The sequence below is a fragment of the Caproicibacter sp. BJN0012 genome (assembly GCF_035986805.1).
Lineage (GTDB): Bacteria > Bacillota > Clostridia > Oscillospirales > Acutalibacteraceae > Caproicibacter.
On sequence record NZ_CP142518.1, the window covers coordinates 2854211 to 2867680 of the forward strand.

General features: G+C 53.9%; 14 protein-coding genes. 11 read left to right on the forward strand and 3 right to left on the reverse strand.

Going from position 1 to position 13470, the window contains the following annotated elements:
• Nucleotides 1–127 precede the first annotated feature (127 nt).
• From VA597_RS13955 to VA597_RS14000, 10 genes are all read left to right on the forward strand, one after another.
• Entirely contained in the window at nucleotides 128–1003 is an 876-nt protein-coding gene (locus VA597_RS13955; protein WP_164919077.1) for a diacylglycerol/lipid kinase family protein, read from the forward strand.
• Nucleotides 1004–1167: 164 nt separating this feature from the next.
• Complete coding sequence (locus VA597_RS13960; protein WP_326974770.1) at nucleotides 1168–1737, forward strand: phosphatase PAP2 family protein; 570 nt, start codon at nucleotides 1168–1170, stop codon at nucleotides 1735–1737.
• A gap of 382 nt (nucleotides 1738–2119) precedes the next feature.
• Nucleotides 2120–3397 (forward strand): TRAP transporter substrate-binding protein, encoded by a 1278-nt coding sequence (locus VA597_RS13965; RefSeq protein ID WP_164919079.1) that lies wholly within the window; start codon nucleotides 2120–2122, stop codon nucleotides 3395–3397.
• A gap of 180 nt (nucleotides 3398–3577) precedes the next feature.
• The gene (locus VA597_RS13970) at nucleotides 3578–4090 is read left to right on the forward strand and encodes a TRAP transporter small permease (protein WP_326974771.1); all 513 of its coding nucleotides are present in this window, start codon (nucleotides 3578–3580) and stop codon (nucleotides 4088–4090) included.
• On the forward strand, nucleotides 4083–5378 hold the full coding sequence (locus tag VA597_RS13975; RefSeq protein WP_326974772.1) for a TRAP transporter large permease: 1296 nt from the start codon (nucleotides 4083–4085) through the stop codon (nucleotides 5376–5378). The genes VA597_RS13970 and VA597_RS13975 overlap by 8 nt, the downstream gene beginning before the upstream one ends.
• A 60-nt stretch (nucleotides 5379–5438) precedes the next feature.
• Nucleotides 5439–6314 (forward strand): dihydrodipicolinate synthase family protein, encoded by an 876-nt coding sequence (locus tag VA597_RS13980; protein ID WP_326974773.1) that lies wholly within the window; start codon nucleotides 5439–5441, stop codon nucleotides 6312–6314.
• Nucleotides 6315–6350: 36 nt separating this feature from the next.
• On the forward strand, nucleotides 6351–7271 hold the full coding sequence (gene dapA, locus VA597_RS13985) for a 4-hydroxy-tetrahydrodipicolinate synthase (protein WP_326974774.1): 921 nt from the start codon (nucleotides 6351–6353) through the stop codon (nucleotides 7269–7271).
• Between the two features lie 191 nt (nucleotides 7272–7462).
• Complete coding sequence (locus VA597_RS13990) at nucleotides 7463–8464, forward strand: ribokinase (RefSeq protein WP_326974775.1); 1002 nt, start codon at nucleotides 7463–7465, stop codon at nucleotides 8462–8464.
• Nucleotides 8465–8512: 48 nt separating this feature from the next.
• Nucleotides 8513–9127, forward strand: a complete 615-nt coding sequence (locus VA597_RS13995; RefSeq protein WP_326975690.1) for a KpsF/GutQ family sugar-phosphate isomerase — start codon at nucleotides 8513–8515, stop codon at nucleotides 9125–9127.
• Between the two features lie 14 nt (nucleotides 9128–9141).
• Entirely contained in the window at nucleotides 9142–9549 is a 408-nt protein-coding gene (locus tag VA597_RS14000) for an RbsD/FucU family protein (RefSeq protein ID WP_326974777.1), read from the forward strand.
• Between the two features lie 73 nt (nucleotides 9550–9622).
• Here the strand turns inward: VA597_RS14000 and VA597_RS14005 are convergent, their stop codons facing one another.
• Nucleotides 9623–10402, reverse strand: coding sequence for an SDR family NAD(P)-dependent oxidoreductase (locus VA597_RS14005; RefSeq protein ID WP_128743523.1), 780 nt, complete (start codon nucleotides 10400–10402; stop codon nucleotides 9623–9625).
• Between the two features lie 151 nt (nucleotides 10403–10553).
• Between VA597_RS14005 and VA597_RS14010 the strand changes: the two genes are divergently transcribed.
• Entirely contained in the window at nucleotides 10554–11636 is a 1083-nt protein-coding gene (locus VA597_RS14010; RefSeq protein ID WP_128743525.1) for an iron-containing alcohol dehydrogenase, read from the forward strand.
• 80 nt (nucleotides 11637–11716) lie between these two features.
• Here VA597_RS14010 and VA597_RS14015 read toward each other — a convergent pair whose 3' ends face one another.
• Both VA597_RS14015 and VA597_RS14020 read right to left on the reverse strand, forming a co-directional pair.
• Nucleotides 11717–12418 carry a FadR/GntR family transcriptional regulator gene (locus tag VA597_RS14015; protein ID WP_164919080.1) on the reverse strand — a complete coding sequence of 234 codons (702 nt, stop codon included), beginning with the start codon at nucleotides 12416–12418 and terminating at the stop codon, nucleotides 11717–11719.
• A gap of 368 nt (nucleotides 12419–12786) precedes the next feature.
• Nucleotides 12787–13470, reverse strand: a complete 684-nt coding sequence (locus VA597_RS14020) for a response regulator (protein ID WP_128743529.1) — start codon at nucleotides 13468–13470, stop codon at nucleotides 12787–12789.

Consider the following 13470-nt stretch of genomic DNA (forward strand, 5'->3'; position numbering starts at 1 on the left):
AAAGCGCTTTTGTATTATAAAATTTTGCGTTCCGGTAATTCTATTCGAAGAAAATTATGCAGATGTCAGGCAGAGGGATTCACTGAAAATGCACAAAATGGAATTAAGCGGACCACAGCTGCAAAAAATGACCAAATTGATTTTTAATCCCTACTCGGGAAACAGGAAACAATCTGCTGAACAATTGATGGAAGTTGAATCGGGCCTTCAGCAATCCGGCTCCCTTTTTGAAACATATTTCACGGAGCCGGACGGTAATCTCGGCGAAATGATCCATGACGCCTTCATAAGAGGCATTCGTCGTTTCACAGTGTGCGGCGGGGACGGGACCGTCTCCTCCGTGGCGAGAGAGTTGAACGGTTACGGGGCAATCCTGAACATTATTCCAAAGGGCACCCAAAATAACATTGCATACAGCTTGAAAATTCCCTTCGATCTCGATTCTGCGATGCGGTTATCAAATTCGGGACAAGCTGAGACGGTTGACATTGGTTTGCTGACCAGCGGAAAAAAATATTTTTCTTTTCTGGAAGTGTGTTCAATCGGATTGATTTCCAGCGTATTTTCGTCTGCCGACGCGATCCAGCACGGGAATTTTCTCAGAATCAGCGACTTTATCTCAAAATTGGCAAAAACAAAGCCTGCTCAGTTCCACATGCTGGTCGATGATAAATATCAGCTCAACGGCACCGCATACTGCATCGTTGTTTCAAGCATGCCTTATATATTTCGCCATTACGAAGTCGGGCCGGCTCACGCCTACCGCGACGGCCTTTTGGACGTCTCTGTGTTTACAGACATGACAAAACTGGATTTAGCAGGCTGCGCCATAAAAATCAACAGCCTGGAAGATGAACGGATTCAGAGATTCTGCTCAAAAAAAATCGAACTGGATACTTTTCCGGACCTGCCCGTGATGGCCGACGGCGTTGATCTTGACTTAGGGCATATCAAAATCGAAGCACAACGGTCCTCTTTTCAAGTCATAACCGGATATAAATGATGAGAATATTAAAAATGAGAAGAAAAACCAGTCTGTTGCCTGCGAACCCTCTTCAATGGCTTATTCTGATCTTATCGGCACTTTTCGTCACCGTTGCCGTTGTGCCCAGCCACCTTTGGGTATCGCTTTGGAAGGCGGTCCAAGCCAGATTATTCTGGGTTCTTATGCTTGCCTTTTTTTGCATTCTGGCGCTTTCGTTCGTCTGGACATCATGGGAATCGGCGGATATCCGGCTGTTTCAGCTATTCAACGGGAAAGGCGGCAGACCCGGCTGGCTCGATCTGTCAATGCTGGTTGTTACGCAGCTGGGCAACGGCCTTTTTGCTTATCTGGCAGCTTTCATTTTTTATATGCACTCCCAAAAACTTTTTTCATATGAATTGGCGGTTGGAAATATCTTCTTATGGCTGATCGTGGAAATACTGAAACTATTTTTTCACAGGAAGCGGCCGTACAATGCGTTGACGCAGATCCGCATTGTGGGCATAAGGGAAAGAGGCGCATCGTTTCCAAGCGGTCACACAAGCCAGGCCTTTTTCATGGCGTCCCTGGTTTCCAATTACTTCATTTTAGGCCAGGGGATTAAGATATCATTCTACTTGATCGCTTTATGCGTTGGCATAACCCGCATGTACGTGGGAATGCATTTCCCGCGAGACATTCTGGGAGGCGCGGTTCTGGGTACTTCCTGGGGCATGTTGTGCATGATCCTCATCGGCAATTGGCATTTGTAAAGCGAGGGTTTCCCAATCGGCGCGCCGCCCCGCGCGTCCGGACTGACGGACATGAGCCTCGCTTTGGCAAACGGTTTCGCTGTGCGCCTGCCGGATGGGACAAGCCGGATTATGCCCCGCAAAAAGGGCCGAAACCGAGTTCGATAATTTAATGACAACATACAATCGTCAAAAATCGACTATTTAAAAAGCAATAGAAAAACTGCTGTATCAAGATTATTTCCCATCGATAATAACAAATTCTGAAGTTGGTAATTATAGATAATAATCAAATCAATGTTAATTTCTTATAAATACTTGATAATTTTGACGGGATCGTGTATTATGAAACACAGATTATATGACATCATATTATAGGATGCCAATGAAGGAGGAATTTCAGTTGAAAAGCAGAAAGTTTACCGCAAAAATCGTTTCCATGTTGATGTGTGCTCTGGTGATCATGGCATTCCCTATTTCCACCTTCGCAGCGAGCGGAAGCAGCACGGCAAATCCAAGCAGCGCAGCGGGCACGGCCAAAGACAACTCGAAGGTTGTAAAACTTGCGTTTACGGATTCTCCCACATTAAAAGTTGGCGATATGACGATCTATCATCCGTCCTATGCCGCCATGCTGGCTTTTAAGGGGGCCTTTGAGAAATCCACCGGCGGCGAGTATACGGTCGATCTGTATCCGAACGGCGTTTTGGGAGACGCGTCGTCCACCATTGAACAGATGCTGGCCGGAACCCTTACCGGCAGCACTCCCGCGGACGGCACCCTGTCATCATTCGCGCCGGATATCCAGGTGTTTACGATCCCCTATCTGTTTTCCAACCCCACCGCCGCCTATGATGTTCTGGACGGCGATTTTGGCACTCAGCTGTTTGACAAGATTGCAAAAGACACCAGGATCCGCATTATTGCCGCCTACGATAACGGCGGTTATCGGAACTTTACCAACAGCAAGCGCCCGATCAAAACGGCCGCAGACATGAAGGGATTAAAGATTCGCGTCATGGAAAGCCCGGTGTACATAAAGATGATCGAAGCGCTGGGCGCCACCGCGACCCCGATCGCATTCCTGGAGCTGTACAGCGCATTGCAGACGGGCGTTGTGGACGGACAGGAAAACTCCGCCGTCACCACCCTTGGCTCCTCCTTAAACGAAGTTCAGAAATATTGCACCCTGGATGGGCACCTCCTTGGCCTTGCTTTCCTTACAATCAGCGAGGACTGGTACGAGAGTCTGGACGCCGCCACCCAGGCGAAGGTTGACGAAGCCGGCAAAGAGGCGACCCTGGCCTCGCGCGGCACCTGCCGTTACGCCGAGGCGCTGGCGATTGACACTCTGACGAAAAAAGGCGTTGAGGTCTACTCCCCGAACGAGAAGGAACTGGAAACCTTTAAGGTCTGCCAGGCTCCCGTCATCGAATACCTGAAGTCGAATCTGAAAGATCCCAGCCTGGTAGACGAACTCCAGACTGCAATTAAGAATGTGAATACAAACGGAACGGCTGCGAATACTTCCAGCTCCGGGAACTCGGCAGCCGCGTCTGCAGCGAATTCCTCCTCGCCATCGGGCGGAAGCAACACCGGCATCATCATCGCCGTCGTCGCGGTTCTGCTGATTATCGTCCTCTTCGCATTCTCCCGCAAAAAGGGCAAAAAACAGGAATAATAAGAAAAGCCGCTCAAGCCGCCGCCCCGAGAACTGTCCCCGGGGCGACGCGCCAGTGCGGACCGGGAAATCGGCCGGAACCCCGACCCATCGGATACGGCCGGCTCCCAACGCATGAGAACACAGGAAGAATTCTTTCATTTTAACAATTTCTCTATTTAGACAGTACAAGGAGGAAATATGAACAAAGTCCGGAAAATATGGGACGTAGTGGATGAATTTTTGGAATTTATCAATTCCATGGTCCGAATCTTCTGCGTGGCAGCACTGGCGGGCATGACACTTGTCGTGTTGGTGCAGGTATTTACCCGAATGATTCCAGGGATCAAGGCGCCGACCTGGACCGAGGAAATGTCCCGATACATCATGATCTACGTTGCGTTTATCGGCGCCAGCAACGGGATCCGGCAGTGGAACAACATCAGCGTTGATTTCATATTCACCCGTCTGCCCCGGATCCCCCGCCTGATCGTGGATGTCATCATCCATCTGACAATTTTGGTATTCTGGTGCCTGGTTGTTTACTGGGGATATATCTACTTCCCCAAGGTCGGCGGAAGGCAATTCAGCGCCTCCATGGGATTTCCGCTTCTTTACGCACAGATGTCTCTGATTATCGGCGGAGTGCTGTCGATTCTGCAGACAATCGGAAAAACGGTTCAGCTGCTGATGGGAGGGTTCAAGGATGTTTGAATTTGGCATAGCGACTTTAATCCTGATCGTGACGATCCTGGTTGGGCTTCCCATCGCTTTTTCCATCGGCGTGGCAACGATCGTATATATGCTGATGACCAACCCGGCAAACATTTTGGTCATTCCGATCCGGATGTTCTCCGGCATCAATTCCTTTACGCTGATGGCGCTGCCGCTGTTCATGTTCGCGGCGGAGATCATGGTGCGGACGGGCATCTCCTCAAAGCTGTTTGACTTTGTCCGGATGACGGCAATCGGCAAAAAACGGGGCGGGCTGGCCTACGTGAACATTCTCGCCAGCACGATCTTCGGCAGCATTTCAGGCGCGGCCCTGTCCGATATCGCCGGCCTCGGCAGGATTGAGATCGACGCGATGGAGGAAGACGGCTACGACAAAAACTTCTCGTGTGCTATTACCGCCGCGTCTTCCGTCGAAAGCCCTCTGATCCCCCCCAGCAACATCGCCATTCTGTACGCGGGAACCATGTCCCTCTCCGTGGGCGCCGTCCTGTACGCGGGCTTCATTCCCGGACTGATCCTGACGGCCACGCAGATGCTGTATGTCCTGCTGAACGCAAAGCGGCTCAACCTGCCCAAACATGAAAAAGCATACACCAGGGAAGAAAGGCGCGCGATCCGCATCAGCGGCTGGATCGCCATGGGCATGCCGCTCATCATCCTGATCGGCATCACGGGCGGCTTTTTCACCCCCACCGAGGCGGCCGCGATGGCGGTGCTGTACGCCCTGGTCGTCGGAATCTTTGTGTTCAAAAACCTCACGGTCAAAATGGTGATCGACTCCCTCTGGAACGCGGCGGTGACAACGGCAAACCTGTTCCTGATCACCTCGATCTCCGCGGTGTTCGCCTGGGCGATCGGCCTTCAGAATATCCCCCAGCAGCTCGCCGCGTTCATGACCGGCCTCTCAAGCAACCGCTACATCATTCTTCTGATCATCAATGTCATTCTTCTGATCGTCGGCATGTGGATGGAGACCTCGGCGGCGGTGCTGCTGTTTGCCCCGATCCTCGCACCCATCGCGGTCGCGATGGGCGTCAGCCCGATCCATTTCGCCGTCATCATGATCGTAAACCTCACGATCGGCTTGATTACGCCCCCCGTCGGCGTGGTGCTGTACGCGACGTCTTCGGTCGGCGGAATAAAATTTGAGGATCTCGTCAAATCCATCCTGCCATTTCTCGTGCTTTCCTTTATCGCCCTGTTCGTGATCACCATGTTCCCCCAGGTAAGCCTGTTCCTGCCTTCGCTTCTGGGACTTGGCCAGTGAGGCCCGGTTTCCCGGCGGGCGGGCCGGTTTTATAGAATATTCTGTGAAGAAGGAGAAGCTATGTCAAAAAAATTTGAAGGTATCATTCCTCCGATCGTCACACCCTTCGACTCCAAAGGGGAAATCGACGAGGAAAAGCTGCGCCGTGAAATGCGGCTCTGCATCGGCGCGGGAGCAGACGGCCTGAGCGTCGGCGGAAGCACGGGAGAAGGACCGACCCTGCGCGATGAAGAGCTGCAGCGCATGACCGGCATCGCCAGGGAGTATCTTTCCCCCGGCCAGTCCCTCGTCTGCGGGGTGATGCGCACCTGCACGCGGGACGCGGTGAAGGCGGGGCTTGCCGCCAAGGAAGCCGGCGCGGACGCCATTATGGTGACCCCGACCGCCTACAACGTTCTCGTTCCCAACGCGGAGGGAATGTTCGACTTTTACAGCACCATTTCCAAAGAGGTGCGGCTTCCCATCATTATCTACAACGTGATCCCGCAGAATACCATTCATCCGGATCTGTTCCACCGTCTGCTGAATGAAACCGAATACGTTATGGGAATCAAGCAGAGCGTCGGCGGCATCCAGGCGCTGTACGCGGACCTGATGGAGGTCGGCGGTCAGGGCCGCGTTTACGCCGCCACGGACGACATGATCTATTCCTGCTTTGATCTGGGAGCCGCCGGCGCCATTTCCGCGATTCTCTCCGTTTTTCCGAAAGAATCCGTGGAAATGTGGAACTGCGCCAAAAACGGCGACCACGCAAAGGGCCTTGCGATCCAAAAGTCCCTTTATCATAAGTGGCAGTGCCTGGGCGGAAACCAATTCCCGATCCGCATCAAATACGCTCTGAAATGTCTCGGCAGGGACTGCGGCTACTGCAGAAGCCCGATCACGTATTTGCCCGAAAACGAAAAAAAGATCATTGAAAACGCTTTTAGTAAATAATTCAAACTATTAAAAACAGAAAAGAGAGGAACCAACATGAACAAATTTGTAGAGAAATACGGCCGGATCCTGCTGCCCCTGCTCACCCCGTTCGATGAAAATGAAGCGGTGGCATATGACAAATATGCCGAGCTGATCGAATACCTGATCCGGAACGATTTGTGCGATTCGCTGATCGTCACGGGAACAACGGGAGAGGCTTCCCTTCTGACTTTCGGCGAGCGGGTAAAGCTGTTCGAAACCGCCGTCAAGACCTCCGCGGGACGCAAGCCCGTGATTGCCGGAACCGGCTGCGCCTCCACCAAAGAGACCGTCGCCCTGACCAACGAGGCCGTCAAGCTGGGTATCGAAACCTGCCTGGTCGTCTGCCCGTTCTACAACAAGCCCACTCAGGAGGGGCTGTACCGGCATTACAAGAAGCTGGCCGAATCCACGAAAGCAAACATCATGCTGTACAACATCCCCATCTTTGTCGGGGTGAATCTGGAGGCTGAGACGGTCCATCGCCTTGCGGCCATCCCCAATATCATCGGCGTCAAGGACGAAGCCGGAATCAATCCGACCCAGGTAACCGATTTCTTCCTGGCAGCCAAAGACGTGGATCCCGATTTCGCCATTTACAACGGCGATGACGTCATGCTGCTGCCCACCATCGTGCAGGGAGCCATGGGCCTGGTTTCCGGCGGCGCCCATATCTTCGGCCACGAGATCCGCGCGATCTTTGACGCCTTCGCCAAAGGCGACAACGAGAAGGCAAAGGAGCTGTTCGTGCCGATTTACCGCTTCTGCAAATCCACGGGCCAGAACGGCCGCATCCTTCCGAACTCCATCCTGCGCCCCGCCGTTGAAGCCGTGACCGGCGTCAGGATCGGTCCCGCCCGCGGCCCGCTGGCCCCCGCTACCGACGAAGAAATGGAAGTCACTCTCGGCATCCTCAAAGAAATCGGAAAACTGTAAAAGCATGGATTGAGATGCCTGAAGGGCAGGCCTGTTCGTCCCAAGTTTCCGAAACGGACAGAACAATATGTGCAGTACATACCAACAAGGAGAAAAACGCTCTGCGGAAATGCCGGAACCACTGGCGGCTCCGGCTTCCGCCGGCACTCCATTCGGGTATTTCATTACGATTCTTTGAAACAGGTGAGAAAATGGGTTTAAAAAAGCCGAAAATCCTTGTGGTGGGCAGTTTCATGATGGACCTGATCGCCTCCGCGCCGCGGGTTCCGGGCATGGGCGAAACCGTCATTGGAACATCGTTCCGCACCGCACCCGGCGGCAAGGGCGCAAACCAGGCCGTGCAGTGCGCGAGGCTCGGCGCTTCCGTCACAATGGCGGGCTGCGTCGGCGGCGACGCCTTTGGCCGCGAGATGACGGACGCCGCAAAGAAATCCGGCGTGGATGTCTCCCATGTTAAGATCAGCGGAGAGCATTCCTCCGGCGTGGGCAACATCCAGCTGGAAACCAGCGAACACGGCGCCAGGAACCGCATTCTTGTGGTGCCCGGCGCCAACTTTGACCTGACTCCCGACGACCTGAAATGGATGAAGGATGAAATCGGCCAATTCGATTTGCTTATGCTTCAGTTGGAACTGACGATGCCCGTTGTAAAATATGCGGCCGCCTGCGCGCATGCCGCCGGCGTGCCGGTCATGCTGAATCCGGCCCCCGCGGCGCCCCTGGACGCGGAGCTGCTGGAGTGCGTCACCTACCTTTCCCCCAACGAGCACGAGGCCGCGCTGCTGACCGGCCTGCCTCTGCGGGCGGACGGCGGCGCCGTCAACCGGGAAGACCTGAAAAAAGTCACCGATGCGCTGCGTGCAAAGGGGGTGGACCGCGTGATCGTCACACTGGGCGGAAACGGGTCCGCGATCGCCGGTGCGGAAGGCATCCGGTATACTCCCTGCGTCAGCATGCCGGACGTAAAAGATCCAACCGCCGCCGGGGATTCCTTCGTGGCGGCCTTCTGCACCGGCATCACCGCCGGGCTGCCGGAGCGGGAAGCGCTGGCATTTGCCTCCCACGCTGCCGCGGTCACCGTATCCCGCATGGGGGCGATGCCCTCGCTGCCCACGGCGGCGGAGGTACAGGCCCTGCTGCGCGAACGCGGATACGCCGGGTTCGATCCTGCCGAGTGGAACGTTTTCCTGTAACCGCAGCGGAGCAAAGCGATGTTTTCCATAGAAAGGAAGGATGCAATGATGTTGCAAAGGGAAAGCAGGCAGGCCGTGGAGCTGTTCCTGACTTCTGCCAAAAAAGAATTTTCCGACTTTGCCGATAAACTTGGCGGCGACACCTATGAAAAAACCGCCGAAATCATCCTGAATGCTCAGAAAAACGGCGGCCGCCTCCATATCACCGGGATCGGCAAACCCGGCCATGTCTCCGCGTACATGGCGTCCCTGCTGTCCTCCACCGGCAATCCCTGCTATTTTCTCCACGGCACCGAAGCCGTCCACGGCTCCTGCGGCCAGCTGGTGGCGGGAGACGTGGTGATCTGCATTTCCAACAGCGGGGAAACGGCGGAGCTGAAAGCCACGGCCATCGCGATCCGCAGCAATGGCTGCAAGCTGATCGCCGTCACAGGCAACCCTCGAAGCTGGCTTGGAACTTACTGCGACGCCTGCCTGTACGCCGGTGTGGAGGAAGAGGGCGGTCCGCTGAACCGCGCGCCGCGAAATTCCATTCTCGCGGAGCTTCTGACGCTTCAGGCGCTTTCCGTCGCGCTTCAGGCGGAACGCGGCTGGAATCCTGAGCAGTATGTCCGCTGTCATCCCGGCGGGAAGCTGGGACAGCTGAGAGAAAACGAGAAATAAGGAGGTCCTGAATCATGTTGACCGGAGACTGCATCCATCCCGAACTGATGCGGGTGCTTTCGCTGCTGGGACACGGCGATCGGATTCTGATCGCCGACGGCAACTACCCGCTGGCTTCCAAAACAGGGGACGCGGAGAAGGTCTGGCTGGGCCTGCGGCCAGGGCAGCCCGCCGTCACCGACGTTCTGGAAACTCTGCTGCATGTCATCCGCGTGGAACAGGCGGAAGTCATGAGTCCGGGCGACGATTCCACGCCGGAAATTTTCGGCGAGTTCCAGAAACTGCTGGACGGCATGGAATTGACCAAGCTGGGGCGGTTCGAATTTTACGACGCATGCGGCGAAAAGACGCTGCGGCTGGCAATTTCCACCGGAGAGAAACGCACGTTCGCCAACATTCTCCTGACCGTCGGCGTGGCGTAGCGGAACCGCGCCGGGCGGGCAATCTTCCGTTTGCCCGCCCGGTGGCCGCGGAGGGAAGCGAATCGGGCCGTTCTCAGGGATGATCCCAGGAATATCTGGGATTTTGCACACAGAATTTGCCCCCCGTGATCTCAACGCTTACCCCGTTGATGTAGCTCGCCTTGTCCGAGGCCAGAAAAACGACCGCATTGGCGATATCCTCCGGCCTTCCAAGCCGGTTGACGGGAATGTTCCCCTGCTGCCCCGTCGCCACAGCCCAATTGTCTATTTTTGTCATGGGGGTCTCGATCACGCCGGGGATATAAGTTAAAACCCGGATGTTGTCTTTCGCGTATTCCGCGGCAAAAGAACGGGTCAGGCTGCAGACACCTGCTTTGGCCGCGCCGTAGGGTCCGGAGCCGGCCGCCGGAAAAATCGACTGAAAGGACCCGGCGTTAAAAATGACCCCGCCGCCCGTTTTGCGCATCTGCCTGGCCGCGTATTTGCTGCCGAGAAAGACCCCGGTGAGGTTCGTATCGATGACCTGGCGCCAGAATTCCAAACTCACCTCATCCATCCGGTCATGACAGGTCTGCCCCGCGTTGTTGACCCAGACATCGATCCGGCCAAAGGCGGCCGACACCGCCTCGGAGAATTCGGCGACATCCCGCTCACAGGCAACATTCATCTGTTTGGTGAAAACAGGGTATCCCAGCGATTCGAATTCGCGCTGCACTTCGTCCAGTTTTTCCTTCCGCCGCGCGCCGACCGCAATTTTGCAGCCTTCTTCCGCGAAAGCGCGTGCTATGGACTTCCCGATCCCGGTGGCTCCTCCTGTGACTACAACTACTTTTCCGTCCAACATGAGATTCATAGCGATCTTCTTCCTTTCAAACCAATATTTATGATATCGTACAATTAATCGTGTTTTCTCCCTATAGTTCTATGATATCAAGCGCTTTTAAAACGTATTGTATGAGATCATGTTGCGGCATACTATCAATTTACGAAGCGAGGGATAATCAATGACTGATCGATTCCATATTTCACCATTAAAGGTTGGATGCGGAAAATTTTTTCACGGAAAGGGGCTGATCGCTCTGCTCCCCAGTGAAATCAAACGGTTGGGGGGAAAAGCGCTTTTTATCGGAGGACCCTCCTCGATGGACCGCGTCATGCAGGCGGCCGAGGCGGATCTTATTTCCGCTAAAGTCACTTACCATGTCGTCCGGCACCAGGCTCAGTGTACAACGAAGTGGGCCGGGGAATACGCCAAAACGGCACTGGAGGGCGGATACACCGTCCTAGTGGGCTGCGGCGGCGGCAAAGTCATCGACGAAGCAAAAGGCGCCTCCTATTTCAGCGGCCTCCCCATCATCACTGTGCCGACTTCCCTGGCAACCTGCGTCGCCACTTCCATGGTCGCCATCATGTACAACGACAAAGGACAGCGCGCGCCCGCCATCACACTGAAGAAAGAGGTTGACGTCTGCATCGCCGACGAAGACCTCATCGGGTCCGCTCCGCGGCGTCTGCTGGCCGCAGGGATTTTGGACGATATCGCCAAAATGCCTGAGAGCTATCATCAAAAAATGAATATGCGAGATTACCGCGACTGCAGCCTGGAAGAATACATTCAGATTTTAAACAGCCGCGGCATTTATCATTTTCTCCTCGGGGAAGGCCGCGACCTTTATGACAACGGCAAAAACGCAAAACGTTTTCATGACGCCGTTCTGACGAACCTGCTGCATACCTCGATCGTCAGCGGATTCGCCGACGGTTCCGGCCAGTTGGCCATCGCACACGCGACATACGACTTTATGAGGAATTTCAACACGGAAAAGGCTTCCGCCTTCCTGCACGGGGAAATCGTCGCGGTCGGCCTGATGATCCAGATGGCTTTCAATGGCTACCCGGAGAGCGAGATTCAAAAAGTGCGCGATCTAATGGCCTACATGCACATGCCTCTGACCCTGCAGGACATTCGCTTTGATGCTACTCCCGACAGCCTGGACTTTTTTATCGGCAAAGTGGCCGAAGCCACCAGCCTGTCCAGCACCGAGGACATCGGGCTTCTCCGCAGATCCGTCAAAGCCGCGTTGTAAATTCACCGTTCTATTACAGACAGGACCCGCCGACGGGATGCGCCAGTGGGTCCTGCTTTATTGTTCCGCCTATGTTAAGTCTATTTTTCAGTCCTGCGCGTATGAATTGTTTCCATATCCTTCGCTGTTATTTCCAAATGCTTTCGCATCTCCTTCACGGCCAAAGATGCGTTTTTCGTTTGAAAGCAGAACAAAATCCGCGTGTGGGGTTCCACCGCGTTTGCGTAAACATCATTATTCATAAAGGAATCTCCGCGGTAAACCCGAAAACTCTCCAGCAACTGTTTATTGATGTTGATCAGCAATTGATTGCGGGTATAGCTGATGATCTTTGTGTGGAACAGTTCGTCCAGCATAATCAGGCGCACCAGGTCCTTCGATTCGTTGGCCTCCAAAAAGGATTTGTGGATCTGCTCCAATTCCTTCACCTGTTTTGGAGAAGCACGCTCAACGGAAAGGCGGACGGACAGCGTTTCAATGGCCATGCGGACTTCCATAAAGTCATTGAATTTCGCATTCTCTACATCGTACCAATTGTCGGAGTGGGTCACGGGGGTATAGCTCGCCACAAAAGCGCCCTTTCCGGGCAGCAGATTAATATAACCCAAAGCCTGAATCACGCGCATCGCTTCCCGTACGCTGGTGCGGCTGACCTTCAGCCTCTCACACAGACGGGATTCCGTCGGCAATTTTTCTCCAATGGAGTACTGACCGGATTCAATCAGTTCCTTCAGATTGTCAACAACAGCGTCGGTGATCGAAATCTTGTGGATTTCCTTCATTATGTCCTGGCCTCCTTGTCGGACGTCATTCAATATAATGCCTATAAACATTTAAGCAGCATTGTATATGACTCTTAAAGTTATAATAGCATAGTAGAAGAAATTTGTAAATATTTTTAGATCATATTCATTAATTTAGTGATATATTATAGTTTATTCTTCTACATCTTCAATTTGATAGGTCGTTATTTTTTTATAAACTGCCATTTGGCAAACCAAAGAATTCGGGTATGCCGTTATTTAATATGATATCGTACAATATTCGCATCTTATATCATGAGGGGGGGGAATCGGACCACGGTCCCGTCATCCTCAGGCGAGAACCGGCGGAACGAGCCGGTTCTCTTTTTCTCATGTAAAACGGAGCATCATTCTTTCAGCTGATACAGCACCCTGGGACGTCCGCCGGTCTCGTAATCAATGGAGCTGGACACCAGCCCCGTTTCGATGAGATAATTCAGGTAGCGGCGGACCGTCACCTTGGACAGGCCGGCACGTGCGGAAATGCTTTCGCACGTCTGCTTTTCATCCGCCTGTTCTTTCAAGCAGCTGTAAAGACCGGCCAGGGTGCTCTGGCTCAGCCCCTTGCGCAGTTCACTGTGGTCCGGGTCAAAGGAAACCGGCTTGTTGTTCAGCAGCCGGTCCACCATGGTCTGGTTCACCGTGGTGCTGCTTTTCAGGAGATTGACTTTTGAGAGATATTTTTGAATGGCTTCCTGAAACCGCTGAAAGGAAAAGGGCTTGACAAGATAATCCACGATGCCCATTCGCAGCGCTTCCTCCACGACGCTCATTTCCGTGGCCGCCGTGACCATGATCACGGCGCTTTTGATATTTTCTCCGCGCAGCCGGCTGAGCAGCTCAATCCCGCTGACAATCGGCATATAAACATCCAGGATGACGAGGTCGGGCTGGTTTTCATGGACGTATTCCCAGGCATCCCGCCCATTGCCGAACACTCCGTCGATTTTGAAATCGCCGAACTGCTGCAGATACTGCCGGTTGATCTGCGCGACCATTGGGTCGTCCTCAACGATTGCCGCATGAATCAT